The organism is Pseudomonas sp. IPO3749, from assembly GCF_013386605.1.
Lineage (GTDB): Bacteria > Pseudomonadota > Gammaproteobacteria > Pseudomonadales > Pseudomonadaceae > Aquipseudomonas > Aquipseudomonas azotoformans_A.
In genome coordinates this window covers 73,756-99,888 of sequence record NZ_JACARN010000040.1, presented here as the reverse complement: position 1 = coordinate 99,888, position 26,133 = coordinate 73,756, and the positions used below count along the sequence as shown (strand labels likewise).

Here is a 26,133-nt window from a genome sequence, read left to right as displayed (position 1 = left end):
GCAGCGGGAGCCGCAAGGCTCCCGCTTGCTAACCTGATAGGTGTTACATGGCAGGCGCAAAAGAGATTCGCAGTAAGATTGCGAGCATCAAAAGCACGCAAAAAATTACCAGCGCCATGGAAAAAGTGGCGGTCAGCAAAATGCGCAAGGCACAAATGCGCATGGCTGCTAGCCGTCCTTATGCGGAGCGTATCCGCCAGGTAATTGGGCATCTGGCCAACGCCAACCCGGAATACCGCCACCCATTCATGATCGAGCGCGAAGTAAAGCGTGTGGGTTATGTGGTTGTGAGCAGTGACCGTGGTTTGTGCGGTGGTTTGAATACCAACCTGTTCAAGGCCCTGGTCAAGGACATGGCGGTAAACCGCGAAAAGGGCGTCGAGATCGATCTGTGTGTTGTTGGTAGCAAGGGTGCGGCCTTTTTCCGCAACTTCGGCGGCAACGTCGTAGCAGCTATCAGCCACCTGGGTGAAGAGCCGTCGATCAATGATTTGATCGGCAGTGTGAAGGTGATGCTGGATGCATACCTGGAAGGCCGGATTGACCGCCTCTCCGTGGTATCCAACAAGTTCATCAACACCATGACCCAGCAGCCAACCGTGGAGCAATTGATTCCACTGGTGGCGACTCCGGATCAGGAACTCAAGCACCACTGGGACTACCTCTACGAACCGGACGCCAAAGAGCTGCTTGACGGCTTGATGGTGCGCTACGTGGAGTCGCAGGTGTACCAGGCGGTGGTCGAGAACAACGCAGCTGAACAAGCGGCGCGGATGATCGCGATGAAAAACGCTACCGATAACGCCGGTGATCTGATCAGCGATTTGCAGCTGATCTACAACAAGGCGCGTCAGGCTGCGATCACCCAAGAGATCTCGGAAATCGTCGGCGGCGCTGCCGCGGTTTAACGGTTCAAATATTCAGAGGATCCAGCTATGAGTAGCGGACGTATCGTTCAAATCATCGGCGCCGTTATCGACGTGGAATTTCCACGCGACAGCGTACCGAGCATCTACAACGCGCTGAAAGTACAAGGCGCGGACACTACTCTGGAAGTTCAGCAGCAGCTGGGCGACGGCGTAGTTCGTACCATTGCGATGGGTTCCACCGAAGGCTTGAAGCGCGGTCTGGACGTTGTCGACTCTGGCGCAGCCATCTCCGTACCGGTCGGTAAAGCGACCCTGGGCCGGATCATGGACGTACTGGGCAACCCGATTGACGAAGCTGGTCCGATCGACACCGAAGAGCGTTGGGGCATTCACCGTCCAGCACCTTCGTTCGCGGAACAAGCTGGCGGCAACGACCTGCTGGAAACCGGCATCAAGGTTATCGACCTGGTCTGCCCGTTCGCCAAAGGCGGTAAAGTCGGTCTGTTCGGTGGTGCCGGTGTAGGCAAGACCGTAAACATGATGGAACTGATCCGTAACATCGCCATCGAGCACAGCGGTTATTCCGTGTTCGCCGGTGTGGGTGAGCGTACCCGTGAGGGTAACGACTTCTACCACGAGATGAAGGACTCCAACGTTCTGGACAAAGTGGCACTGGTTTACGGTCAGATGAACGAGCCGCCGGGTAACCGTCTGCGCGTAGCACTGACTGGCCTGACCATGGCCGAGAAGTTCCGTGACGAAGGTAACGACGTTCTGCTGTTCGTCGACAACATCTACCGTTACACCCTGGCCGGTACTGAAGTATCCGCACTGCTGGGCCGTATGCCTTCGGCAGTAGGTTACCAGCCGACCCTGGCTGAAGAGATGGGCGTTCTGCAAGAACGTATCACTTCGACCAAGGAAGGTTCGATCACTTCGATCCAAGCGGTATACGTACCTGCGGATGACTTGACTGACCCGTCGCCAGCGACCACCTTCGCCCACTTGGACGCCACCGTCGTACTGTCCCGTGACATCGCTTCCCTGGGTATCTACCCAGCGGTCGATCCACTCGACTCGACTTCGCGCCAGCTGGACCCGAACGTGATCGGCCAGGAGCATTACGACACCGCTCGCGGCGTTCAGTACGTGCTGCAGCGTTACAAAGAACTGAAGGACATCATTGCGATCCTGGGTATGGACGAGCTGTCGGAAGCCGACAAGCAGTTGGTAAACCGTGCTCGTAAGATCCAGCGTTTCTTGTCGCAGCCGTTCTTCGTGGCTGAAGTCTTCACCGGTGCATCGGGTAAATACGTTTCCCTGAAAGACACCATTGCTGGCTTCAAAGGCATCCTCAACGGTGACTACGACCACCTGCCAGAACAAGCGTTCTACATGGTCGGCGGCATCGAAGAAGCGATCGAGAAAGCCAAGAAACTGTAATCCAGGCGCCCGGAAACGGGCGCTCATCAGGTTGAGGCAATCAGATGGCTATGACAGTCCATTGCGATATCGTCAGCGCGGAAGGGGAAATCTTCTCCGGTCTGGTAGAGATGGTGATTGCACACGGCGAACTCGGTGACCTTGGTATTGCCATGGGTCACGCGCCGTTGATCACCAGCTTGAAGCCAGGTCCGATCACTCTGACCAAGCAAGGCGGGGAAAAAGAGGTGTTTTACATCTCTGGTGGTTTCCTCGAGGTTCAGCCGAACATGGTCAAGGTACTTGCCGACACCGTGCAACGTGCTGGCGACCTGGATGAAGCCTCCGCTCAGGAAGCCGTCAAGGCTGCTGAGAAGGCCCTGAACGAAAAGGGTGCGGACTTCGACTACAGCGCTGCTGCTGTACGTCTGGCCGAGGCTGCAGCTCAGCTGCGCACGCTCCAGCAGATCCGCAAGAAGTAAGCGGCCATGCCGTCATGCTTCAAGCGCGATTGATTAAAAAGGGTAGCCTCGGCTACCCTTTTTCTTTTTTTGCAAAACACTTCTCTGGTCTGAAGCCGGACCGCCCAGGATTGGTAGCCACTCATGTCTCTTGAAATCGTCATTCTCGCCGCAGGCCAGGGCACCCGTATGCGTTCGGCCCTGCCCAAGGTGCTGCACCCGGTTGCCGGCAATTCCATGCTGGGCCATGTTATCCACAGCGCCCGGCAACTCGATCCGCAGCGCATTCACGTGGTGATTGGCCATGGTGCCGATGCGGTGCGTGAACGCCTCGCCGCGGACGATCTGAATTTCGTATTGCAAGACAAACAACTGGGCACCGGCCACGCCACCGCTCAAGCCGTGCCCTTCATCAGCGCCGACACTGTGCTGATTCTCTACGGTGACGTGCCGCTGATCGAAGTCGAAACCCTGCAGCGCCTGCTCAAGCACGTCGTGCCTGGCCAGATGGGCCTGCTGACGGTTGAACTGGATGATCCCACCGGTTACGGGCGCATCGTGCGCAACGCCGATGGCAAGGTTGCCGCTATCGTTGAGCACAAAGATGCCAGCGAAGCCCAGCGCGCCATTACCGAGGGCAACACCGGGATCCTGGCGGTCCCTGCCGATAAGCTCGGCGATTGGATGAGCCGTCTGTCCAACAACAACGCCCAGGGCGAGTACTACCTCACCGACGTCATCGAGATGGCGGTAAGCGATGGCCTGTTGGTCGCCACCGAGCAGCCCCACGACCCGATGGAAGTGCAGGGCGCCAACGACCGCAAGCAACTCGCCGAACTGGAACGTCACTACCAATTGCGCGAAGGCCGTCGCCTGATGGCCCAAGGCGTGACGTTGCGTGACCCGGCACGCTTCGACGTACGGGGTGAAGTGACTGTCGGCCGCGATGTGCTGATCGACATCAACGTGATCCTCGAAGGTCGCGTGATTATCGAAGACGACGTGGTGATTGGCCCGAACTGTGTGATCAAGGACAGCACCCTGCGCAAAGGTGTGGTGGTCAAGGCTAACAGCCATCTGGACGGCGCGGTGATGGGTGAGGGCAGCGATGCGGGTCCATTTGCGCGTTTGCGCCCCGGAACCGTGATGGGCGCCAGGGCGCACGTGGGCAATTTCGTCGAGCTGAAAAACGCCAAAATGGGTGACGATGCGAAGGCTGGCCACTTGGCCTACCTCGGTGATGCGGTGATTGGGGCTCGCAGCAATATTGGCGCGGGTGCCATTACCTGTAACTACGACGGCGCGAACAAATACCAGACCACCATTGGTGAAGACGTATTTATCGGCTCCAACAACTCGCTGATCGCCCCCGTCTCCATCGGAGATGGCTCGAACACGGCGGCGGGCTCGACCATCAACCAGGATGTGGATAAGTCTCAACTGGCGGTAGCCCGCGCCCGCCAACGCAACATTGACGGCTGGAAGCGCCCGGTCAAAATCAAAAAGACCTGAGTTATCCACACTCACTGAAACCTGTTGGCTAACCACCCACAGGTTTTTTTATACCCGCATATTGACGATTTTCTCCGAATAGGTTTTGATTGCCTTCGTTATCTTTCGAAACGAAACTTAAAGCCAAAATGTCGAAACGAAATACCCCCCAACGACGCCACAATATCCTGACCTTGCTCAATGAACAGGGCGAAGTCAGCGTGGACGAGTTGGCCAAGCGTTTCGAAACCTCGGAAGTTACGATCCGCAAGGACCTGGCCGCCCTCGAAAGCAATGGCCTGCTGCTGCGCCGTTACGGTGGCGCCATCACCATGCCCCAGGAACTGGTGGGCGACGCGACCCAACCCATCTCGGTGTACAAGCGCGCCATCGCCCGTGCCGCCGTGATGCGTCTGCGTGAACATGCGCGCATCATCATCGACAGCGGCAGTACTACGGCCGCCATGATCCCCGAGTTGGGCCACCAGCCCGGCCTGGTGGTGATGACCAACTCCCTGCACGTCGCCCGTGCGTTGAGCGAACTGGAACACGAACCGGTGCTGCTGATGACCGGCGGCACCTGGGACCCGCATTCGGACTCGTTCCAGGGCCAGGTCGCCGAGCAAGTGCTGCGTTCCTATGACTTTGACCAACTGTTTATCGGCGCCGATGGCATCGATTTACTGCGCGGCACCACCACCTTCAACGAATTGCTGGGCCTGAGCCGCGTCATGGCCGAGGTCGCCCGGGAAGTGGTGGTCATGGTCGAATCCGACAAGATCGGCCGCAAGATTCCCAACCTGGAACTGCCCTGGAGCAGCGTCCATACCCTTATCACCGATGATCGCCTGCCGCTTGAGGCCCGCGACCAGATCCAAGCCCGCGGCATTACGCTGATATGCGCGGCAATCATCTAGGAGAAACACCATGTGTGGCATCGTAGGCGCAGTCGCTGAACGCAACATCACCCCGATCCTGATCGAAGGCCTCAAGCGCCTGGAATACCGTGGCTATGACAGCGCCGGTGTGGCCGTCTTCACCAACGCCGGCAAGCTGGAGCGCATGCGCCGTCCGGGCAAGGTCAGCGAGTTGGAGCAGGCCCTGGCCGGCGAGCCGCTGGTTGGCCGTCTGGGCATTGCCCACACCCGTTGGGCGACCCACGGTGCGCCGTGCGAACGCAACGCCCACCCGCACTTTTCCGGCGACCTGGCCGTGGTGCACAACGGCATCATCGAAAACCACGAAGTGTTGCGCGAACAACTGAAAGGCCTGGGCTACGTGTTCACCTCGGACACCGACACCGAAGTCATCGCCCACTTGCTCAATCACAAGCTCAAGGACCACAGCGACTTGACCACCGCCCTCAAGGCCACGGTCAAGGAACTGCACGGCGCCTATGGCCTGGCCGTGGTCAGTGCGAGCCAACCGGACCGCGTGGTTGCCGCTCGCAGTGGCAGCCCGTTGGTGATCGGCCTGGGCCTGGGCGAAAACTTCCTTGCCTCCGACCAACTGGCCCTGCGCCAGGTCACCGACCGCTTCATGTACCTGGAAGAAGGCGATATCGCTGACATCCGCCGTGAAAGCGTGCAAATCTGGGACATTAACGGTCAGTCCGTCGAGCGTGAAGCCGTGCAGTACCGCGACGGCGCTGAAGCCGCCGACAAAGGCGAATACCGCCACTTCATGCTCAAGGAAATCCACGAGCAACCGGCTGTGGTGCAACGCACCCTGGAAGGTCGCCTGAGCCAGAACCAAGTGCTGGTCAACGCCTTCGGCCCACAGGCTGCCGAGCTGTTCGCCAAAGTGCGCAACGTGCAGATCGTCGCCTGCGGCACCAGCTACCACGCCGGCATGGTTGCGCGTTACTGGTTGGAAGAACTGGCCGGCATCCCGTGCCAGGTCGAAGTCGCCAGCGAATTCCGCTACCGCAAGGTGGTGGTACAGCCCGACACCCTGTTCGTGACCATCTCCCAGTCCGGCGAAACCGCCGACACCCTGGCCGCCTTGCGCAACGCCAAGGAACTGGGCTTCCTGGCCAGCCTGGCGATCTGCAACGTCAGCATCAGCTCCCTGGTGCGTGAATCCGACCTGACCCTGTTGACCCAAGCCGGTCGCGAAATCGGCGTGGCATCCACCAAAGCCTTCACCACCCAGTTGGTGGGCCTGCTGCTGCTGACCCTGTCCCTGGGTCAAGTGCGCGGCACCCTGGCCGAAGGCGTCGAGGCCACGCTGGTTGAAGAACTGCGCCGCCTGCCAACCCGCCTCGGCGAAGCGCTGGCCATGGACAGCACCGTGGAAAAAGTCGCCGAACTGTTCGCCGACAAGAACCACACCCTGTTCCTCGGCCGTGGCGCGCAATACCCGGTGGCGATGGAAGGTTCGCTCAAGCTCAAGGAAATCTCGTACATCCATGCCGAAGCCTACCCGGCCGGCGAACTCAAGCATGGCCCATTGGCCCTGGTGGATGACGACATGCCGGTGGTCACCGTGGCGCCGAACAACGAACTGCTGGAAAAGCTCAAGTCCAACCTGCAGGAAGTCCGCGCCCGTGGCGGCCAGCTGGTGGTGTTTGCCGACGAAAAAGCTGGCATGACCAATGGTGAGGGCACTCACGTCATCAACATGCCGCACATCAACGACACCCTGTCGCCGATCCTCTACACCATCCCGCTGCAGTTGCTGTCGTATTACGTGGCCGTGCTCAAGGGCACTGACGTCGACCAGCCGCGCAACCTGGCGAAGTCGGTAACCGTGGAGTAACCCGCCACATCCTGGAGGCCCGCCCGGGTCTCCAGGCTCTCGCGAAAGGACGCGCCCTCGATGCAAACCCCCTCCCAGCTCCACCAGCGCTTGAACAACCGCCGCTTCACCGTCGCCAACAACGCCCAGGGGCTTTCCGGCTCGGACACGGTGTTTCATTACCTTGTCGAGGGTGATGCCATTTCCAGCACTTACCAGGGCGGACGCATTCGCCTGGGCACGCAAGTGGGCCGAGTGACAGGCCCAGACACTATCGAATTGCTGTTTCAGTGCCTGACCTTGGACGGTGAGCTGTTGTCCGGTTGGTCGCGTGGCACGGTCGGTTTGGATGCTGCCGGGGTAACCACGCTCAGCTTTGTTTGGGGTTGGTTGTCGGGGGCGACGGGTGGAGGGGAGTCCAGCTATGTGGAGCTCATTGAGGCAGTTGAAAAAATCAGAAAATAAATCGGAAAGTCTTCCCTGAAATAGTTGTATAAAACTGTCTGTATATCCCGTTAATATTGGGCTCAAAGGAAAAATAGATCCGAAAATAAATCGGAAAAAGGTGCGGAAAATGACGCAGCAATTCATCTCCGGAAACCACTAGTTGGAACCTGTCTGGCCATCTCCTGGTTTCCCTGCGTCAATTTTACGTACGGCTGAAACGCTTTCGTTTCGTGCAGGGAAACTCACGGGTCTACTTCCCGAAAATACCGCCATCCGGATCGGCGGCCTGATGCGAATCACCAACAGCTATTACAGCAATCTCATTGAAGGCCAATTCACTGAGCCTTCAACGTTGTCTGCGCGAGTCCCCCGGCGTGACTCTAAACACCTGCGTGAGCTGGCCGAAAGTCATATCGGTGTTCAGGAGTTGTTGGAACGAGCGGTACGTCGGCCAAAATCAATCGAAGCGCCTTGGGGTGTTTTCTTTGCCCCTGAGCTCATATCTGTCATCCATCGCCGCCTTTTTGCCAGTGCCGGTGATGAGGATTTGCGGCTCAGTGATGGCCGACTACTTGTACCCGGTCAATTGCGGCATGTCGCACAACGCAACGTGCTGGTAGGTGATCATGCGGCGCCTGCTTGGGAGTCCGTCACGCCAATGCTCAAACGCCTGCAGCAGGTATACGGCGGGCAACCCGACCTGACCTCCCGAGTTCTCAGCGCACTGGCTTACCACCATCGTCTCGCATTTGTTCATCCATTTGAGGATGGCAATGGCCGGGTGGTCCGCATGGTCACGCATTTGCAGTTGATGCGACTTGGGCTTGCGTCGCCTCTTTGGTCGCTTTCTCGAGGGCTGGCACGAAAACAGGATGAATACTATGGGCGCCTGCGAGCTGCTGATCAGCCTCGTCGAGGTGATCTCGATGGTCGAGGTCAGTTGACCCAACGCGGGTTGTTCGAGTTTGTAGAGTTCATGCTGCAAGTATGTATCGACCAAATGGATTACGTAGAGCAATCCATGGGGCTTGTCAGCTTGCGCCAGCGACTTGAAAGAGTGATTGGACTCGAGAGTCGCTTTCTAGAGTCCGGGGTAAAGCAGGATATGGCCAAGGCTATTCATATCTTGCTGACTCAAGGCGAGGTTGCCCGAGCAGATTTCAAGACCTTTTCTGGGCTTCATGATCGAGTGGCGAGTGATCAGCTCAAAAAATTGATTGAAATGGGCGTCGTCGAGGCGCCGTCGGCCAAGTCACGTTCGATCTATCCTGGGCTTCCCGTGTGGTTTGCGCAGATGATCTTTCCGGACCTTCACCGGCGCTTTTATTAAGAGGCAAAAGCCTGCGTGGTGGCGTGTCGGCAGTTGCTACGGCGCGCTGGTAGCGATGCTGGGGGTACGCCAGTGTTCTCACTGTTTGAGCAGCGCAAAATGGGGGGGGCGTACAGGCGTTTGCCAAACGTGTGAGCAAGGGCAGTTTCAGCGATGAAGATGCCTGATCAGGGCACAAACTCCACCTTCAACCCCCGACTCACACTGCGGCCCTGATCATCACTGACCCGCAACCGATACTCCCCCGACTTGCCCGGCCGCCAATTCAGCGTGGTTTGCGGTGGCCCTTGGCCGATCAGGGTTTGATCGGCAAACCAGTACAGCGTCGCTGCATCGCTGGCGGCGTTGGCATTCAGCGGGATGCTTTCCTGAGGCTGGGACAGGCGCAACTGATAGCTCACCTGAGTCAGCGGCGAGCGGATCTGCGGGGCTTCGCTCTGGTCACTGAGGCGGTTGGGCTGGCAGTTTTTCATCACGCTGGGCGGCGTACGGCGCGGCAGACCGGCGGCGCGGTACAGGCGTTGCACATCGCTGGGCCAGAATTCGAAGACTTCCTCGCGGGTGTATTGCGCATCGAGCGGCGGGCAGGCGGCCTTGCCGGTGCGGGTGTCGATCAGCACCGGGCGGTGCAGGTTGGACACGCGAATCGGTGACACGCCGGGGATGTACCAGGTCTTGCGGGTTTGCGGGCACCAGCGGTTAGGCAACTCGCCGGACGCGGCGCAGACATCGATGCGCACCAGCCCGGCGGGCGGTTTGTCGGCCTTGATGACCACGTTGGGCAAGGCCAGAGGCAGGGCGTCGGCGATGCGGAAGAACAACGGCGCGGCGGTTTTGGCGCCGATGAAGGCAGGGTTCGGCCGGCCATCAAAATTACCCACCCACACCACCAGCACGTAGGGGCCCACCAGTCCTGCACTCCACGCATCGTGAAAACCCCAGGAAGTGCCGGTTTTCCAGGCGGTACGCCAGTGGCGTCCGGGCAGACCATCCGGGCGAGGGTTTCGGCGCAGCATATCGCGCACCATGAACGCGGCCTGGGGCGTCAGCAGTGGGACGCCGGTGGTCTGGGGCTGTTCCTGCAAGTAGCGCAAAGGCCGCAGATGCCCGTCCCCGGCCAACATCACGTACAGACGCGCCAATTCTTCCGGGGTCATTTCACCGCCACCGAGGGCCAGGGCCAGGCCGTAATGGCTTTCGTCACGCAGGCCTTTGATCCCGGCGCGTTGTAATAGTCCATACAGGGAGGGCGACTTGACCTGGCTGGCGAGCCACACCGCCGGGATGTTGCGACTACGGATCAGTGCGTCCCACGCCGTCAGTGGCCCGACAAAACTACCGTCGAAATTTTCCGGCTGGAAGTAGCCGAAGTTACTCGGCAGGTCCTTGAGGATGCTCATGGGGTGAATCACCCCTTGGTCCAGCGCCAGTCCGTACAGGAACGGCTTGAGTGTCGACCCTGGTGAGCGCCGCGACACCACGCCATTGACCTGGCCGTGAAGGCTTGTGGATAAGTAGTCCGCCGACCCGACCAATGCCTTGACGCTCTGGTCGCGGCTGTCGATCAGGATCGCCGTGGCGTTTTCCACACCCGTGCTGCGCCGTTCGGCGATGAAGCCGGTGATCAGGCGTTCGAGCAATTGTTGCAGCGGCAGGTTGAGGGTGCTGTTCAGCTCATTGCCGGGCTGGGACGCCAGCAGTTGTTCACTCAAATGCGGCGCCAGGAACGGAATCTGCTGGCGGCTGCGTGCTTCCAGAGGCAAGTCCAACAAGCTGGCGTTGCGCGGGTCTTGTGGATAAGTCTCGCGCCAGTCATCCATCAAGCGCTGTCGCGCCTGTTGCAGCGACGGGCCGAAGCGCGCGCGTCGCCCCGGTTGTTGTGGGATCACCGCCAGCGCCAACGCCTCGGAAAGCGACAACTGCGTCGCCGACTTGCCGAAGTAGATACGGCTGGCCGCCTCGGCACCTTCGATATTGCCGCCCATCGGCGCCAGGTTCAGGTAGGCCTCAAGGATGTCGTGCTTGCTGTAGCGCGCCTCCAGCCACAGCGCCAAGGCCATCTGCTGCAACTTGCCCGGCACTTGGCGGGTGTTCAAGTCCCATAGGCGCCGTGCCAATTGCATGCTCAAGGTCGAGCCACCCTGGCGCTGGCCACCGCTGTAGGTGGCCATGGCCGCGCGCAGTAACGCCGGGGGATTGATCCCCGGGTGCCAGTAGAAATTGCGGTCTTCCTTGAGCAGCAAGGCTTCGACCAATGAAGGAGAAATCCGCTCCAGCGGTAGCCAAAGACGGTATTGCCCGTCATCCGCCAAGGTCATGCGCAGCAACGAGCCGTCATCGGCCAACACCACACGTGATGACGTGACGGTCTGCTCCAGCGGCGCATGGGGCCACACTCGCAGCCCCACCAGGATCACCGCCGCTGCGAACAGCGGCAGTGTCAGGCGCTTAAGGCTTGGTAATTTCAAGCTGGCCTACTTTGCCGCGCCCTTGCAGGGTGGTTTCGTACATGCCTTCGGCGTAGGCCGGTGGCGTATTGAACGTGCCGGCATTGGTAGCGCGCACGCGGTACACGAAAGTGCCTACGTCACGCAGCGCGGTGCCGTACAACACCACTCGATCATCACGTACGTCCACGTACTCCGGCTGCCAGTTACTCAGTTCGGTTTCGCCGATGGGGGCTTGCCAGCTTTCTTCTTCCTGGCTGTCCTCTTCCACGTACTCGGACTCTTCGCCTTCACCTTCCTCGCTGCTGGCGGCTTCCGGCTCCGGCGGCAAGTTATACACAGGCTCGACGCCACCGGGCAGCAGGTCGACCACGGCCACTTGCTGCACCTGGTCACGGTCGGTCGCGCGCAGACGCAGACGCACCAGGAACTCATCACCTACCACGATCTTGCTCACCGGCTCGCCCTTGAGGTCGAGGTATTCGTGGATGATCTCCAGGCCATTGGTGATCGGCTTGAGCTTGGTGCCCTTGTCGAAACCGGCTTCGCTGAGCATGAAGAACGCCGCCGGGCCGTCGGATTTTTCCATCACCAGCTTCTGCGTCGCACCCGGCACGGCGGCGCGGGGTGGCTGACCGGCCATCTCCAGCAATTGCTGCTGCTTGTCCCCCAGCCAGGCCGTGGCCTTGAGGGTCATGTCGCTTTGCGCACGCTGGCCGTAGTTGTCCAGGGCGCGCAGCAGCAGGGCTGCCGACAGCGAGTTGTAACGCTGCTCGTTGAGGCGCTTACCGAGTTTATCCAGCAGCGCTGTAGGCACATCTTCCATCAGCTCTGGGAAATGTCGCGCCAACAGGTGCAGGTGTTCGGCGTCGTGCACCAGCGGGTCGTAGTACAAACCGTCGCTGTCCCACTTATCCACAAGCGAGCGCCAGGGGATTTTGCGGAACAGCGTGTCAGCCTGGCGATCCTGCTTGAGCAGCTTGTAGCTGGCCGCCAGGTAGGCGGCGCCCAAGTCGTTCTGCCAGCTGTCCTTGAAGTAGCCCTCGTAGCGCTCGCGGATATCGCTCAAGGCGCCGCTTACCAGAATCCCCTGACGGCTTAGCAGGTAACTGGCGTAGGCGCGATTACGCAATTCCGACAGGCCCTCGCTAGGGCCATTGGCCAGGTCGGTCAGGTACGCATTCGAGCGCACCAACAGGTCTTCCGGCACCGGTAGGCCACGCTCCTTGGCTTCGATCAGGAAGTCGGTGGCGTACAGGCTGGCGTACGGCGCCACGTCCGGGTTGGCCGCCCACAAACCAAAGCCGCCGGCCTGGTTCTGGCGCTGGCGCAGCATGCGCACCGCACTGCCGAAGGCCTGTTCGGCCTCAGGTGCGTTGCCGCCCCAGATCAACGCCGGCATGGCCTTGGACACCAGTTGCTCGGTGCAGGCGTAGCCGTAGTCGTCCAGGTAATGCTTGAGGCCGTTGGCCCACACCAGTGGCGAGGCCGCCACGCCCAACTGTACGTCGCGCAGTTGGCTGAACAATTCGCGGGTCGGCTTGAGCTCTTTGCTGGCGCTCTCAAAGCGGCCCAGGCTCAGGGCGACGCGATGTTCGCTCAGTGGGCGGATCGAAGTGGTTTCGGCGACCTGGATGCGTTTGCCATCCGGCAGCACTGCGACAAATCGCAGGTCCGCCGAACCCAGGGTCTCGCCAACCTTGATCTTGAACTCGGCGGTGCCTTCCTTGCGCGGTTGCAGGGACAAGGTGCTGCCCTTGTCGCCCTGTACCTTCAGGCCATCGCTGGTCTGCAGTTCAAACTTCACCTCTGCCGCCGCGTCGAGGTTGCTGAACACCCCGGCGCTGACGTTGAACACATCTCCCGGCGCCACAAAGGCCGGCACGTTGGGCGTGATCACGATCGGGCCGCGGACTTCGGTATTGGCCTCGCTGACGCCCACACTGTCATTGTCCACCGCGACTGCAAACAGGTGCAGCTTGCCGTTGAAGCTGTCCGGCACCTGGTAATGCAGCACGGTTTCGCCAGCGGGCAGGTCGACCAGTCCAGACCACCACGCCACCGGCGGCTGGTGTTTTCGCTTGAACGGGTTGAGGTGATTGGCCAGGGCGCCTTCCGTATCGCCACCAGGCGCTGCCCCACTGAGCAGGCGGCTGAATTCCGGCAGGATCAGGTCAAGGATCTGACTGGTGCCGACCTCCAGCGCACGCTTCTGGAAGAAGAAGCCCAGCGGATCCGGCGTCTGGTAGCGCGCCACTTGCAGGATGCCTTCGTCCACCGCATAAACCACCGCGCGGCCTGGGCGGTCGGCGTTGACCTTGATGTCGAGCATCTGCCCCGGCTCGATCTTCGCCGGGCCTTCAACCTTCAACGCCATGCGCCGCGCATCCAGGTTGATGCTGAAGGGCACCACGCCATAGGACAGCGGGCTCATGTACACCTCGGCCGAGCCCATGTCGCGCACAAACTGCACGTTGACGTAGGCATTGCCCTCAAGCCCCGCCGGCACGCGGATATGTTGCACGCTGTTGGTGCTGTCGGCCTTGAACCATTGCTGGGTGTAGACCTTGTCCCGCTCGATGGTGATCAAGCCGGCACCGGTATACGGCGCGCGAATGCTGATGGCGATTTCATCACCGGTGGCGTAGCTGCGTTTATCCAGGCGCAGTTGCAGCTCGGCATTGCGTTCCAGCGAGCGCGACGTGTTGCCACGCCCTGCCACGCTGTAGTCGATCTGGTTGAGCAGGTTGCCGTTGGCGTCTTTCAATTGCAGGGTGAAGTCACCCGGTGTGCCGGTGTTCAGGGCCTGCTTGGCGCCTTCCTGGGTCATCACCAGCGGTGAGGCCGGCTGGCTGATGTTCTTGATACGCGACTCGTACTTGTAGGTGCCGTTGGATTGTTTCACCAGCACCGACACATAACGGTGCTCGACCACCTCAGTGGTCAGGCCGTCCACCGCCAGCGGCGAAAGGTCCGGCGCGACGGCCAGCCATTGCACTTGGCGCGGCGCATCCTTGGCGACGTACGACAGCGAGTCCTGACTTTTCACACCCACAAGGTAGGGCGCGGACGACACCAGCAAGGCGCTTTGCGCCGCTACATTGCGACCGCCTTCGGCTTCGAACACCTGGCTCATCACCTGCAGGCGATAGGTGCTGTTGGCGAAGCGTTGCAGGTTGAGGTCGAGCACGGCCTGGCCGTTATCGTCGACGGTGGTTTCGGCCAGGTCTTCCGTGGTGGCGTCTTCCAGGGAGTCGTTGAGACGGAAACGGTAATCCGGGTAACGATCAAACGCAGCGAGTGTTGGGCTCAGGGACATTTTGGCGGTCACACGACGGCCGGACGCCGGGGCGCCAAACAGATGCATCGCGGTGACCTTGGCCACCACTTGGTCCGGTGGAATCCAGCCCTGCACAGGCGTGTCGTGCAGGCTCAGGCTGACCTTCATGCGGTCCGGCTCAAAGTCGCGGACCTTGAAGCTGACGCTGCCCAGGTCGGTGCGGGTCTGCTTCTGGCCGATCAACTGCAAGGTCGCGGTGTATTCCCCGGCGGGGGCGACTTCGCTGCTGGGGAAATCAAAGCTTTCAAAACCGCTGGCGGACAGCTTCAACGGCTGGCGAATCACTTCCAGGCCACGGGGGTCGGTGATTTGCAGTTCCACCGGCAGGCCCAGCAAGGCGCCTTTCCAGTTGCCGCTGCGCACGATCATGCCCAGGTGCGCGGTTTCGCCCGGACGGTACAGGCCGCGGTCGGTAAACAGGTAGGCGCTGAGGCGATCAATCGCACCGTCTTCTTCCAAACCGCCTACATCGAAGCGTGACAGATCCAGTTGCTGGGACTGACGGGCGATCGGCAAAAACGACTGGTCGTTGCCGCGAGTGACCACATACATCAGCGGCGTTTTCTCACGGCGCAGTTCATCCAGCTTGGCGAAGTGTGCGTGGCCTTCGGCGTCGGTGCGGCCACTGCTCACCGGCAGACCGTTACGCCCAATGATGTCGACTTGCGCGTCGGACACCGGCGAACCGTTGCCGATGGACTGCACATACACGTCATGGCTGCCATCGCTGGAGCGCTTGGCGATGATGCCCAGGTCTGTCACCACGATAAAACGCAGGTCGCTGGTGCTGCTGCGGTCGTACTCGAAAGTGCGTTGGGCCGGGTCATCCTGCGGGCTCAGCTTGAGCACGAAAATGCCGCGACGGCCGCCATTGGCGGTGAGGTAGTGGCTGAGGTCCACGTTGTCGTAGACGGTTTTCGCCGGGTCATTGGATGACAGCGGGATATCCAGCGACTGACGCTCGACCATGCGATCGAAATATTCGTTGCCGAAGTTCGGTCGGGCAAAGCTGCCGCTGCTTTGGTCCACCAGGTGTTGCAACTGGTTGGGCAGCAGGCGGGCGATTTCCACATGGGCGCCAGGCACACCGCGAGCCATGAAGCCCAGGCGTTTTTCGCCATTGAGGCTGAGCAAGGCGCCGTCAGACAGGAACTGCAAGGTGCGTGGGTAAGCCGGCATGCTGATCAGTGAAGCCGTAGGATTCTTCGCCAGGTAGCCGCCGATGGCTTCCAGGTTGGCGGGTACTCGCACATACACCGCGCGCCCGGCCGGGGCCTTGAATTTGAAGGCGTGCAGGGTATTCAGCGGTTCGACGCTGGGCACATGGGTCAGGTTGAGCTTGGTGCTGCGGGCGAGCAGGGCGTCGTCGATGTCGTTGCTGCTGTAGGGGCGCGTGTCGTCCTGGGCTTTTTCCGGCAACAACCAGGCCTGGACCTTACCGGCGATGGTCTCGTCGGCGACAGCGCTGGAACTGCTGAACATTAACACCGGCTCTGGTTCACCCCGTGCGTTGTCGACAAAACTCACTTCGGCGCCGGTGAAGGTCAGGCGATAGCGGCCGGGCACGGTGACTTCCGACACCAGCGGCGCGGTGCTGGCATTGCCACCGTCGCGGGCCTTGATGCCTTCGTCGAGCTTGGCGCTGACGGGCGTGCTTTCCAGTGGTGTGGCCAGGGCGGCGGAGCGCACGTACGCGTTGAGTTTTTTCTCGTCGAAGGTGATTTCCGGGCGGTTGGGCAACTGGGCGTCGCGGTAGGCCAGGCCTTTACCTAGGGTTACCGTGACGCGCTTGCGTAGGTTGTCTTCATCCACCGGGTGGGAAAAATGGAAGGTCGCCACCAGCTGTTTCAGCGTCGGGTTGGACGGGTCCTGATACAGCTCGTTTTGCGCCAGGGTGGCGCGGAACGGTTGGGTGGAAAACTGCGTGCTGTACTGGTCGAGCAACACGCCGTCGGCGAGCAGGTTTTTCTTCGCCATGTCCAGGGTGTAATGGGCGTCGATGGGCCAGTCTTTTTCCGGCACGAACAACAGGCTGCGGTCATCCGCCCAGCGCCAGGTGCCCGCCACCGCAGGTTTAAGGGTAATACCCTCGGTGACCGGTTTGCCGATGGCCGACAACGGAGCCACGGATTCGCCGAAGCGCACCTGCAAGTTATCCACAACCGGCGTTTGCTGGGTGTAGTCGGTAAGGTTGGGTTTGTGCAGCGAGTAGCTCGCGGTATGCGGCTGTGGCAGGTTGGAGTACCAATGCCAGCCGTAGAAACCGGCGGCGGCCAGCAATACCAGGCCCACTAAGCCAGCACCGGTTTGACGCGGATAAGCGCGCGCCTTGCTGCCCAGGTTCGCCAGCCCACGCCCGACTGCACGCAACCAGAGCGGCGGATGCCATTGGCCAAAGACGGCCCCCACCACAGTCAATAACGCACCGACAATACGGCGGCTGATCGCTTTGAACGAATCGAACATGGTGAGCATCCCTGGCTAAGTGCGGCGTATCTTACACGCGTCTTTGATACAAAAGATGACGCCGATAGGCTGCACCGCTAGGCGTGTTGCACAAAAGTGAGACGCACCGCAAAACCGATCAAAAGACTGCCGAATAGCCATTGCTGCACACGCTGCGCCGAGCGATTGCGTGCCAGCCACTGGCCAATGCGCGCGCCGGCCAGGGCATAGCAACAGTCGAAGACGAAACCGACTGCGACCAGAATCACCCCCAGCAAGGCGAATTGCGCCGCCACGGGGCCGGCTTGCGGGTTGATGAATTGCGGCAGCAGTACCGAACAGAACAGCAGTGCCTTGGGATTGAGCAGGTTGGTCAGCAAGCCACGTTGCAGAGCGGCACGCCAGGCACGCGTTGTCAGGGTGGCGTTGGCCGTATCGAGCGTCGGCAGCATATTTGCCCGCAGGCACTGCACCCCCAGCCACAACAGATAGGCCGCGCCGCCCAGGCGCACTGCATCAAAGGTCCAGGGCGCCACCTTGAACAAGGTCGCCAAACCCATGCCCGCCAGCGCTACATGGCAGGCGCGGGCCAGTCCCAGGCCAATCGCCGTGGTCAGCGCCAGGGCCTTGCCCTGACGCGCGCCGGTCTGCAGCAGCAGGATCATGTCCGGCCCTGGCAGCAGGTACGCCACCGAAAGAGCCACCAGAAACAACCAGAGTTCCGCCATGTTCCACCCCCCTTGTGTGTCGGCCAATTCTAGGGCCGAAGGGCGGGGCAGGTGCTTGCGTAATCAGCCAGAAAAGCGTCTAGTCTTGGCACTATCTGCCACTTATTGCCATGAAAGCTATCCACTTATGCCAAATCTAAAACTCGATGCTTTTGACCGCAAGATTCTCGAAGCCCTGCAACGCGACGGCCGCCTGAGCAATGTGCAACTGGCCGACGAGATCGGGCTGTCTGCCTCACCCTGCCTGCGGCGCGTGCGCCTGCTGGAAGAAGCCGGCGTGATTCGCGGCTACCAGGCCACACTGGATCGCGATGAAGTGGGCCTGGGGATGATGGTATTCGTGGGCGTGAAGGTGGAGCGGCATAACGACACCGAGGCCAACGCCTTTCGCGAGGCAGTGACGGCGCTGCCAGAGGTGATCTCGGCGTTCCTGGTGTCGGGGGAGTCGGACTTTCTGTTGCAGGTGGTGGTGCCGGATTTGCGCGGCTATGAGCGGTTCGTCACGGGTAGTTTGCTGAAGCTGCCGGGGGTGAGGGATATCCGCAGCAACTTCGCGATCCAGACTGTGAAAACCCCAGGGGCGTTGCCGCTGGGGCATTTGCCGGGTTAATGACTGTAGGAGCCGGCTTGTTCAGGTCCACCAATACCGCACAAGATGAAAGAAAATCGGCGCCGCAAAGCACACCGAATCCAACCGATCCAGCATCCCGCCGTGCCCTTCGATCATATGGCCCCAATCCTTTACGCCGCGATCGCGTTTGATCGCCGACATGACGATGCCGCCGGCAAACCCGAGCAGGTTGATCAGCAGTGCAATCAAGAACGACTGCCACGGGTTGAACGGCGTGGTCCACCACAGCGCCGCGCCGATCAGGGATGAGAGCAGGATGCCGCCGACAAAGCCTTCCACGGTTTTCGACGGTGACAGGTTCGGCGCGATCTTGTGCTTGCCGAACAATTTCCCACACACGTACTGCAAGACGTCCGACAGTTGCACCACGATCACCAGGTAGGCAATCAGCAGCAGGTTGCGGCCTTCGTAGCCGGGGATGTCGAGGGTGAGCAGGGCGGGCACGAAGGATACGCAGAACACTGCGATCATCAGGCCCCACTGCACTTTCGACGCGCGTTCCAGGAAGTGCGTGCTGTCGCCACCCAGGGAGGCAAGGATCGGCAGCAGCAGGAATACGTACACCGGGATGAAGATCGAGAACAGCCCGTACCAGTCCGAGTAAATCAGCAGGTATTGCAGCGGCAGCGCCAGGTAGAACGCGGCCACCAGCGCCGGGTAGTCGCTGCGGCGGGTGGGTGTGAGGGTGAGGAATTCGCGCAGGGCGTAGAACGACACCGCGTAGAACAGCAGGATCACCGCACCGGTGCCGAGCCAGAAGGCGATGCCGATCACCACCACCATGACCCACCAGGCGTTGATGCGCGCATTGAGGTTGTCGATGACGGCATTGGGGCTGCCACGGGTGCGCAGCTTGAGGATCAGGCCGATCAGCGAGGCGAGCACCAGGATGGCGCCGATGCCGCCGAACAACATCAGGGTTTGGCTATCCATGTCAGACAGGCTCCGGGGCAAGGGCGAGCAGGGCGTCGCGGGCGCGGGCGAGGAAGGCGGTTTTGTCTTCGCCGTCTTCCAGTTGCAGCGGCGCGCCGAAGCTGGTGGTGCACAGCAGGGGCAGCGGCAGGACGCGGCCCTTGGGCATGACCCGGTTGAGATTGGCGATCCACACTGGCACCAATTCGGCCTGTGGGTAACTTTTCGCCAGGTGATACAAGCCACTTTTGAACGGCAACAGGCCGTCTTCAAGGTTGCGCGTGCCTTCGGGGAAGATGATCAGCGAATCGCCGCCTTCCAGGGCGTTGAGCATGGGTTGCAAAGGGTTATCCACAGGGTCCTTGCGTTCGCGGTCGATCAGCACGCCGTTGAACACTCGGTTGATGATGTAGCGACGCAGGGCACTTTTATTCCAGTAATCGCTGCCGGCGACCGGGCGCGTAAATTTGCGCAGGTTCTGCGGCAGCGAGGCCCACAGCAATACGAAATCGCCGTGGCTGCTGTGGTTGGCGAAGTAGATGCGTTGCACCGGCACCGGCGCGCACCCCAGCCACAGGCTGCGGGCGCCGGTGACGGTGCGGGCCATGGAGGTAATCAACGTGGCGACCACGGGTTCGAACATGGGGATTCCTTATCCGGCGAAAGGCAGCCAAGGGCTGGCGAGGATCACGACCAGGGTCAGCAGCGCTTGCGCGCCCAGCAGCCAGGCTTGTTTGCGCAACAGTTTGAGCGCGCCACGACGGCGCTCGGTCCAGGGCCGGCCAATGCGCTTGGCCGATTGCAGGCCAAGGGTTTGCAAAGCCTGGTCGAGGTCCGGGGTGCGGTCGATGTCCCGGGCCAGCAGCGCGAACAGGTCGGCGTCGAAGGCCACGCGCAGCGCCCAGTACTTTTGCAGCAGCCCGAGGATAATCATCCACAGGCTTAGCAGCAGGCAGATCGGCGCAATACTCGCCATCAGCAGTTGAGCCAGGCCGAACAGTACGCCAACCAGGGTCAGGCCTGTGGATAACTGATCCAGCGAGCGACCACGACGCAACAAGCTGGCGACAACCTGCAGTTCCATATCAGCGGGCATGGGGTAAACCCTCCAAAGCTTCACGGTGTGCGGGGTGCAGGACCACATCGGCCCGCGCTGTACGAATGATAGTCAGCGCATCCTCTATCGTCGCGGCGCGCCCGGTGTGCAGTAGCCAGGCCGCGACGGCGGTGGCGCTGCGCGAATAGCCAAGGGCGCAGCACACCAGCAAGGGGCCCTTAGTGCGCAAGCGCTCGATGGCTTGCGCGGCTTGCAGGCATTCGGCGGGGCTTGGGGCAATCAGGTCCAGCACGGGAATCGATTGGTAAGCGCGGCCCTGTGGATTAATCGGCAATTCGGCACAGAGATCGACGATGGCCTTGAAGGGTTCTTGCTCACTTGTTCTAGGAATACGCCCGAGCCACACGTTATCCACAATCAGGTCAGGTTGTGGATGCTTGCGTGTCCACAGGCGCGAGTTGATCCATGCGGCGGCAAGATAAGGGGCATACAGCCAACGCGCGGCGGGTGTCAGTTGGCCGTCCGCGCGTTTCTGGAAGCCCGCAGCGCCGAGCACGAAGTAATTGGCCTTGATCAACGCGAGGGAAACCGCTGGCCAAAGTATCCACAACCCGCCACCGCCCAGTACAAACGCAAGAATCGCCAACAGCAACGCGCCAAGGCCATACCGCACACCCAACCGCCAGCGCTTGGGATCCCGCGTCAGCCGTGCATTCAACAACGGGCTCGGATGTTCCACCGGCCACAACCACACACACAGCCACCCGGCGAGGGCGCCTGTGGGTAAGTCAATAAAGTGATGTTGATAAGTGGTCAGTACCGAAATGCCGATCAGCGCGAACCAGCCATGCACCAGCCAGCGCCAGAATCCCTGGGTATGGCGTTGGTACATGACCCACAGGATCACCAGCAACGCGATATGCAGGGACGGCGCCTGGTTGAACGGCTTGTCGAACCCCGCCAGCACCGCAAACAGCCAGCCAAATACGCCGTCCAACTCCGGCCGTTCGAAGGTGAAGCGCAGCGGCCAGATCAGGAAGCAGCTCACGGCGATCACCTGGGCACTCAGCAAACGCAGCGCATGTTGCTTCAGTTCATGCCGGGTGTTGGGCAGCAGCAGGGAAAACCCGTAGAGCAGGTCGATGGACCAGTAGGGCACGATGGTCCAGGCCCAGAACGGCATATGGGTTTCCCAGCCGAACACCAGCGTGCCGACGTCGCTGCGCTGGCTGGTGACCCAGGTGGCAAAGCCATAGGTGCTGAAAAACAGCGGCGCCAACAGCAGTAGCCACAGGAACGCAGGTTTCAATAAGCCGGGTTCGCGCATGCTCAGATCTTCTGTGCCAGGGACACCGTGAAAATGCCCCACTCATCCACTCGCTGGGTGATCTTGCGGAAGCCGGCGGCTTCCACCAGTTGATCCATTTCCGCTTGGCTGCGGCGGCGCATCACCCAAGCCTGGCCCTGGCGGTGGCTGGTCAGTGCGCGTGCGATCAGCTCCAGTTGCGGGTGCCATGGCTGGCCGGTGTAGACCAGATAGCCGCCGGGCTCTACGGCCTCAGCGAGGCCCGCCAGCGAACCGCCGACCATGCCGTTATCGGCAAACAGCTCATACAGCCCGGACACCACCGCCAGCGTCGGCTTGGGTTCCAGCGCGGCGAGATCCAGACGGTCGAATGCATCACCTTTGACGAACTGCGCAATGTCCCCCAGGCCTTTCTCGCGAATCAGCGCACCCCCGTCGCGCACGTTGATGTCGCTATAGTCGCGCAGCAGGATCGATTCCGGCAGCGGCGACACGCCCTGCAAGGCTTCCAGGATGTAGCGGCCATGACCGGCGGCGATATCCACGATGCGCACTTCGCGATCTTCCCCGCGCAACTTGGCCATCGCCAGGCGCAACAGTTCTTCGACATTCAACTTGCGCTGGCGAATGCCGCGCCAGCCGATGGAGTTGAGGTAGTTGGTGTCGATCATCCGTCCCAGCCCGCCCTTGCCGGTGGGCGTGTTGCGGTACACGTAATCGAGGGTGCTACCGGAGTCGAAACCGGTGTCGAAGCCCAGCTTCACGCCGTCCGACAGGTTCTTGCCCAGGCCCATGCTGGCGCGGGTCATGCGCCAGTACAGGTCGCGCAAAGAGTTGCGCGGTAGCGGCGCAGCGAGGGCTTCGGACTCGGCGCAAGTAGCGCCCAGCTTGTCGGCATCCAGCAGCGAGGCGCGGTCCAGCGGGTGTTCGAAGTTCTGCAGGATGAAACGCCGGGCGCTGCTCACCGCAGTTGCGCGGTCGCGTTCGCCCAGGGTGTCGTGGAAGAAACCGGGGAGAATGTGCAGCTCTTTTTTCAGGCTGCCGAGGCGGTCGAAAAATTGCTGCTGGGGTTTGCGGTGCACCACGAAGTCCGAACCCGAGACCAGCAATTGGGTCGGCACCTGGATCGCCTGGGCATCGGCGACAACCCGTTCGGCCGCTTCGTACAGGCCGAGCAGCACATTCACCGAAATGGCCTTGGTGATCAGCGGATCGCTGTCGTAGGAGGCGACGCGCTCCGGGTCATGGCTGAGGAACTTGGCCTTGACGTAACTGTTGACGAAAAAGTTGCCACGCAACTTGCGCATCAACGCCAGGCCCGGTCGCGCGAATGGCACGTAGAGCTTGACCTTGAAGGCCGGGGAGGCGAGCACCAGCGCGCGGATTTTTGGCGCATAGTCATGCACCCACGTCGCGGCAATCACCGCGCCGACGCTTTGCGCAATGACGGCGAAGTTGTCTTCCTCGATGCCATAGGTGGCGCCGATGTGGTCGCAGAAGGTCTGCACATCACGGGCGCTGGTGGCGAAGCTGGGGCTGTCACCGCGCTCGCCGGGGGATTGGCCGTGGCCACGGGCGTCCCAGGCGAAGAAATCAAACTGCGGCAGGTTCAGCTCATCCAACAGGTGGGCGATACGCCCCGAATGCTCATGGCCGCGATGGAACAACACGATTGCCTTGCGCGGCACGGTAGTTTGCGTGGCCGGCCAGTGCCGGTAGAAAAGCTCGACGCCGTCGTGGGTACTGAAGGTGTGCTGTTGCTGTTCGCGCATCGCAAAAATCCTTATGCAATCGGTGAGGTTTCTTGTTGTTCTTTGAGGCCCTGACGCACGCGGTTGACCAAGGTGTAGGCGAGCAGGGCGGCCACCAGCCACATCACCGCGTCGACCCAACCCGCGCCCAGCCAGCCCAGCGCCACGCCGGTGGCCAGTACCCCGAGTACGAACGCGCGATCGCTTTTGCCCATCGGCCCGTCATAGCGCCGCGATGCGCCCACCATCGGCCCCAGTACGCCGGCGTATTCGCTGAACACCGCCAGCAACGCCACCAGTAGCACCGGCGCCAGGTTCACGCCGGGGATCAGCGCAAACGGCAGGATCAACGCGCTGTCGGCGATCACATCACACAGTTCATTCAGGTAGGCGCCCAGGCGCGACTGTTGGCCGAATTCACGGGCAAGCATGCCGTCGATAGCGTTGAGCGCCATGCGCAGGATCATCCACAGCGGGATCAGCGCAAACAGCCACAGGTGTTGGGCGAAGCTGGCAATCAACAGGCCGACCAGCAAGGAAATCACGCCGGCCAGCACGGTGATCTGGTTGGCGGTGGTGCCATTGTCATAGAGGCGCTGCACAAGCGGGCGCAGCAAGTTTTGAAAACGCGGCTTGAGCTGATAGATCGAAATCATGGGGAGTGACGCTTCCTTGTCCGTGGACCCGCGAAAAACTGTTCTGGAGTGTGCCCGATTCCTTGTGGCCTGCACCAGTGATGGCGTGTGTTTCTGGGGGTTTAGTCACGGTCTGCTTCTAAGCGAACAAAAATTTCACGCCTTGTGTTATATCGTAACTAATTGTGTTCGAGCGGACGTAAGTGGATGCAAGTGGATCTGGAAGCTGACGGCGCTTCGGTGGAAGGCCTTCCGCGTTTTCAACAGGGGCTGTTCCATGCCCGCCGATTGCGCCAGGCCGGTACCAGCCTGACGGTGTTGGCCGTTGCCGGCTGGGTGCTGGCGCTGTTTGTCGCGTTGTTTGCGCCGCTGTCGATCTGGCCGGTGGTGTTGATCAACTGTGCGTCGGCGTTGTTGTTGTTGGTGGCCGGCTTGCAATCGGCGTGGTGGGTGGCGGATTGGCGTGCGCAGGCGTTGGAAGAACCGTCGGTTGATGTGCCGGTTGAAGACGCAAGCCGCTACGCGCGCCTCCTGGAGCGCTTTGGCAAGCAGATCGGTGCGCCAGTGTTGTGGCTCGGCGGCTGGTCGTTGCTGGCACTGGTCAGCATTGTCGAGTTCTGGAACCTGGCGCTGCCCGCCGCAGCGGTCGGTCAATCGGCAAGCATCGGCGCCGCGCTGGCGTTGGGGTTGGCGTTTGGTGTGCTGGTGTTTGAACGCCGTCTGGCCCAGGAGACCACAGCGCAATGGCCGGAAGCCTCGCAACTGGGGCAGTTGAGCCGGGTTGCGATTATTTGCCTGGTGGTCAGTGCGGTGTGCCTGCTGTTTGCCGGGGGTAACTCGGTCTGGCCGCTGAGGCTGGCCGTATTGATCGGCGTGCTGCCGGCGCTCGTCTCGCTGGAGTTTCTATTAAGAGCTGTGTTGTCGCTGTTCAGCCCACGTCAGCCCCACGTGGAACCGCGCTTGATGGCGCAAAGCTTTATCGCCGGATTGTTACGCTGGCCGCCGCAGCCCTTGCTCGCGCTGCAACATGAATTGCACAACCGCTTTGGCATCGACCTGCGCCAGATCTGGGCATTTACCTACATGCGTCGGGCGTTCCTGCCGGTGTTGCTGGTGGTGCTGGCGGTAGGCTGGGCGCTTACTGGCGTGCACGAAGTGCCCCTGCAAGGCCGTGGGATCTATGAACGTTTCGGTAAGCCGGTGCAGGTCTTCGGCCCTGGCTTGCATGCGGGATTGCCGTGGCCACTGGGCCGCGTGATCAGTGTGGAAAACGGCGTAGTGCATGAGCTGGCCACCAGCGTCAGCGAAGCCGCCACGCCGGAGCTGGCGCCTGCCGAAGGCCCGGCGCCGCTGATTGCCAACCGTTTGTGGGACGCCAGCCATGTGAATGACAAGTCCCAGGTGATCGCCAGCAGCAGCGGCGACAAACAGAGCTTCCAGATCGTCAATATGGATGTGCGGTTCGTCTACCGCATCGGCCTCACCGACCAGGCCGCGCTCGCCGCCACCTATAACAGCGCGGACGTGCCGACCCTGATCCGCAGCACCGCCAGCCGCATCCTTGTGCATGATTTTGCCTCGCGTACCCTCGACGAATTGCTCGGTGAACAACGCACGAGCCTGGCCGACGAAATCGGCCGCGCCGTGCAGGCCGACCTGCAAACACTCGACAGCGGCGTAGAAATTCTCGCCACGGTGGTGGAGGCGATCCATCCACCGGCCGGCGCCGCCAACGCTTATCACGGTGTGCAGGCTGCGCAGATCGGTGCCCAGGCTCTGATTTCTCGCGAACGCGGTGCGGCCAGTGAGCAAACCAACCAGGCGTTGCTGCAAGCCAGCACCGCCCGCGATCAGGCCACAGCCACTGCCCGTGAAGTGAACGCGGGCGCCCAGGCGGCCAACCTGCGTTTTGCCGCCGAACAAAAGGCCTATGCCACGGCCGGCCAGGCGTTCGTTTTGGAACAGTACCTCGGCCAACTCAGCCAGGGCCTGGCCCACGCCAAGCTGCTGATTCTGGATCATCGCCTGGGTGCCGACGGCGCGCCGACGATCGATCTGCGTTCTTTTACCTTGCCGGCCGATCCTTCGGTGCCGCGTAAAGCCGTTCAATAAGGAGTCTGTC

General features: G+C 61.2%; 19 protein-coding genes. 10 read left to right on the top strand and 9 right to left on the bottom strand.

What is annotated here, in order from left to right; translation table 11 throughout:
• Positions 1 to 47 precede the first annotated feature (47 nt).
• The 8 genes from atpG (at position 48) to HX812_RS16700 (ending at position 8,759) form a co-directional block, all read left to right on the top strand.
• On the top strand, positions 48 to 908 hold the full coding sequence (gene atpG, locus HX812_RS16735; protein WP_034139931.1) for a F0F1 ATP synthase subunit gamma: 861 nt from the start codon (positions 48 to 50) through the stop codon (positions 906 to 908).
• A gap of 27 nt (positions 909 to 935) precedes the next feature.
• Positions 936 to 2,312 (top strand): F0F1 ATP synthase subunit beta, encoded by a 1,377-nt coding sequence (gene atpD / locus HX812_RS16730; RefSeq protein ID WP_010207684.1) that lies wholly within the window; start codon positions 936 to 938, stop codon positions 2,310 to 2,312.
• A gap of 44 nt (positions 2,313 to 2,356) precedes the next feature.
• Positions 2,357 to 2,773 carry a F0F1 ATP synthase subunit epsilon gene (locus HX812_RS16725; RefSeq protein ID WP_003177061.1) on the top strand — a complete coding sequence of 139 codons (417 nt, stop codon included), beginning with the start codon at positions 2,357 to 2,359 and terminating at the stop codon, positions 2,771 to 2,773.
• Positions 2,774 to 2,896: 123 nt separating this feature from the next.
• Positions 2,897 to 4,264: a bifunctional UDP-N-acetylglucosamine diphosphorylase/glucosamine-1-phosphate N-acetyltransferase GlmU gene (glmU, locus tag HX812_RS16720; protein WP_038845401.1), complete on the top strand. Its 1,368-nt coding sequence runs from the start codon at positions 2,897 to 2,899 to the stop codon at positions 4,262 to 4,264.
• Between the two features lie 128 nt (positions 4,265 to 4,392).
• Positions 4,393 to 5,160, top strand: a complete 768-nt coding sequence (locus HX812_RS16715) for a DeoR/GlpR family DNA-binding transcription regulator (protein ID WP_038845403.1) — start codon at positions 4,393 to 4,395, stop codon at positions 5,158 to 5,160.
• 10 nt (positions 5,161 to 5,170) lie between these two features.
• Positions 5,171 to 7,003 (top strand): glutamine--fructose-6-phosphate transaminase (isomerizing), encoded by a 1,833-nt coding sequence (gene glmS, locus HX812_RS16710; protein ID WP_038845405.1) that lies wholly within the window; start codon positions 5,171 to 5,173, stop codon positions 7,001 to 7,003.
• Between the two features lie 60 nt (positions 7,004 to 7,063).
• Positions 7,064 to 7,447 (top strand): hypothetical protein, encoded by a 384-nt coding sequence (locus HX812_RS16705; protein WP_038845407.1) that lies wholly within the window; start codon positions 7,064 to 7,066, stop codon positions 7,445 to 7,447.
• 142 nt (positions 7,448 to 7,589) lie between these two features.
• Positions 7,590 to 8,759: a Fic family protein gene (locus HX812_RS16700; protein ID WP_235165425.1), complete on the top strand. Its 1,170-nt coding sequence runs from the start codon at positions 7,590 to 7,592 to the stop codon at positions 8,757 to 8,759.
• 167 nt (positions 8,760 to 8,926) lie between these two features.
• Here HX812_RS16700 and pbpC read toward each other — a convergent pair whose 3' ends face one another.
• From pbpC to HX812_RS16685, 3 genes are all read right to left on the bottom strand, one after another.
• On the bottom strand, positions 8,927 to 11,227 hold the full coding sequence (gene pbpC / locus HX812_RS16695; protein ID WP_038845408.1) for a penicillin-binding protein 1C: 2,301 nt from the start codon (positions 11,225 to 11,227) through the stop codon (positions 8,927 to 8,929).
• Positions 11,208 to 17,012 (bottom strand): MG2 domain-containing protein, encoded by a 5,805-nt coding sequence (locus HX812_RS16690; RefSeq protein ID WP_038845410.1) that lies wholly within the window; start codon positions 17,010 to 17,012, stop codon positions 11,208 to 11,210. The genes pbpC and HX812_RS16690 overlap by 20 nt, the downstream gene beginning before the upstream one ends.
• A 77-nt stretch (positions 17,013 to 17,089) precedes the next feature.
• Complete coding sequence (locus HX812_RS16685; RefSeq protein WP_038845412.1) at positions 17,090 to 17,719, bottom strand: LysE family translocator; 630 nt, start codon at positions 17,717 to 17,719, stop codon at positions 17,090 to 17,092.
• A 127-nt stretch (positions 17,720 to 17,846) separates the two neighbouring features.
• Here HX812_RS16685 and HX812_RS16680 point away from each other — a divergent pair, with 127 nt between their 5' ends.
• On the top strand, positions 17,847 to 18,329 hold the full coding sequence (locus HX812_RS16680; protein ID WP_016978705.1) for an Lrp/AsnC family transcriptional regulator: 483 nt from the start codon (positions 17,847 to 17,849) through the stop codon (positions 18,327 to 18,329).
• Positions 18,330 to 18,350: 21 nt separating this feature from the next.
• Here HX812_RS16680 and HX812_RS16675 read toward each other — a convergent pair whose 3' ends face one another.
• From HX812_RS16675 to HX812_RS16650, 6 genes are read right to left on the bottom strand one after another with little or no spacing between them, the layout of a single operon-like run.
• Positions 18,351 to 19,283, bottom strand: a complete 933-nt coding sequence (locus HX812_RS16675) for a phosphatidate cytidylyltransferase (RefSeq protein WP_010207670.1) — start codon at positions 19,281 to 19,283, stop codon at positions 18,351 to 18,353.
• A 1-nt stretch (position 19,284) separates the two neighbouring features.
• Entirely contained in the window at positions 19,285 to 19,905 is a 621-nt protein-coding gene (locus tag HX812_RS16670; protein WP_038845414.1) for a 1-acyl-sn-glycerol-3-phosphate acyltransferase, read from the bottom strand.
• 9 nt (positions 19,906 to 19,914) lie between these two features.
• Entirely contained in the window at positions 19,915 to 20,358 is a 444-nt protein-coding gene (locus tag HX812_RS16665; RefSeq protein WP_038845416.1) for a hypothetical protein, read from the bottom strand.
• On the bottom strand, positions 20,348 to 21,646 hold the full coding sequence (locus HX812_RS16660) for a phosphatase PAP2/dual specificity phosphatase family protein (RefSeq protein ID WP_038845417.1): 1,299 nt from the start codon (positions 21,644 to 21,646) through the stop codon (positions 20,348 to 20,350). The genes HX812_RS16665 and HX812_RS16660 overlap by 11 nt, the downstream gene beginning before the upstream one ends.
• Positions 21,647 to 21,648: 2 nt before the next feature.
• A complete protein-coding gene (locus HX812_RS16655; protein ID WP_038845420.1) occupies positions 21,649 to 23,397 on the bottom strand; it encodes a bifunctional alpha/beta hydrolase/class I SAM-dependent methyltransferase in 1,749 nt (582 codons plus the stop codon).
• Between the two features lie 11 nt (positions 23,398 to 23,408).
• Positions 23,409 to 24,032, bottom strand: a complete 624-nt coding sequence (locus tag HX812_RS16650; protein ID WP_038845422.1) for a CDP-alcohol phosphatidyltransferase family protein — start codon at positions 24,030 to 24,032, stop codon at positions 23,409 to 23,411.
• Between the two features lie 186 nt (positions 24,033 to 24,218).
• Between HX812_RS16650 and hflK the strand changes: the two genes are divergently transcribed.
• Positions 24,219 to 26,123, top strand: a complete 1,905-nt coding sequence (gene hflK, locus HX812_RS16645; protein WP_038845425.1) for a protease modulator HflK — start codon at positions 24,219 to 24,221, stop codon at positions 26,121 to 26,123.
• Positions 26,124 to 26,133: the final 10 nt, after the last annotated feature.

What these genes read in the sequence shown, in the direction of transcription:
- HX812_RS16685 (WP_038845412.1), bottom strand. Translation starts at nt 17,719, where the DNA reads ATGGCGGAACTCTGGTTGTTTCTGGTGGCTCTTTCGGTGGCGTACCTG.
- HX812_RS16715 (WP_038845403.1), top strand. Translation starts at nt 4,393, where the DNA reads ATGTCGAAACGAAATACCCCCCAACGACGCCACAATATCCTGACCTTG.
- HX812_RS16680 (WP_016978705.1), top strand. Translation starts at nt 17,847, where the DNA reads ATGCCAAATCTAAAACTCGATGCTTTTGACCGCAAGATTCTCGAAGCC.
- HX812_RS16665 (WP_038845416.1), bottom strand. Translation starts at nt 20,358, where the DNA reads ATGCCCGCTGATATGGAACTGCAGGTTGTCGCCAGCTTGTTGCGTCGT.
- HX812_RS16655 (WP_038845420.1), bottom strand. Translation starts at nt 23,397, where the DNA reads ATGCGCGAACAGCAACAGCACACCTTCAGTACCCACGACGGCGTCGAG.
- HX812_RS16725 (WP_003177061.1), top strand. Translation starts at nt 2,357, where the DNA reads ATGGCTATGACAGTCCATTGCGATATCGTCAGCGCGGAAGGGGAAATC.
- hflK (WP_038845425.1), top strand. Translation starts at nt 24,219, where the DNA reads ATGCAAGTGGATCTGGAAGCTGACGGCGCTTCGGTGGAAGGCCTTCCG.
- HX812_RS16660 (WP_038845417.1), bottom strand. Translation starts at nt 21,646, where the DNA reads ATGCGCGAACCCGGCTTATTGAAACCTGCGTTCCTGTGGCTACTGCTG.
- atpD (WP_010207684.1), top strand. Translation starts at nt 936, where the DNA reads ATGAGTAGCGGACGTATCGTTCAAATCATCGGCGCCGTTATCGACGTG.
- atpG (WP_034139931.1), top strand. Translation starts at nt 48, where the DNA reads ATGGCAGGCGCAAAAGAGATTCGCAGTAAGATTGCGAGCATCAAAAGC.
- HX812_RS16690 (WP_038845410.1), bottom strand. Translation starts at nt 17,012, where the DNA reads ATGTTCGATTCGTTCAAAGCGATCAGCCGCCGTATTGTCGGTGCGTTA.
- HX812_RS16670 (WP_038845414.1), bottom strand. Translation starts at nt 19,905, where the DNA reads ATGTTCGAACCCGTGGTCGCCACGTTGATTACCTCCATGGCCCGCACC.
- HX812_RS16705 (WP_038845407.1), top strand. Translation starts at nt 7,064, where the DNA reads ATGCAAACCCCCTCCCAGCTCCACCAGCGCTTGAACAACCGCCGCTTC.
- glmS (WP_038845405.1), top strand. Translation starts at nt 5,171, where the DNA reads ATGTGTGGCATCGTAGGCGCAGTCGCTGAACGCAACATCACCCCGATC.
- HX812_RS16650 (WP_038845422.1), bottom strand. Translation starts at nt 24,032, where the DNA reads ATGATTTCGATCTATCAGCTCAAGCCGCGTTTTCAAAACTTGCTGCGC.
- HX812_RS16675 (WP_010207670.1), bottom strand. Translation starts at nt 19,283, where the DNA reads ATGGATAGCCAAACCCTGATGTTGTTCGGCGGCATCGGCGCCATCCTG.
- glmU (WP_038845401.1), top strand. Translation starts at nt 2,897, where the DNA reads ATGTCTCTTGAAATCGTCATTCTCGCCGCAGGCCAGGGCACCCGTATG.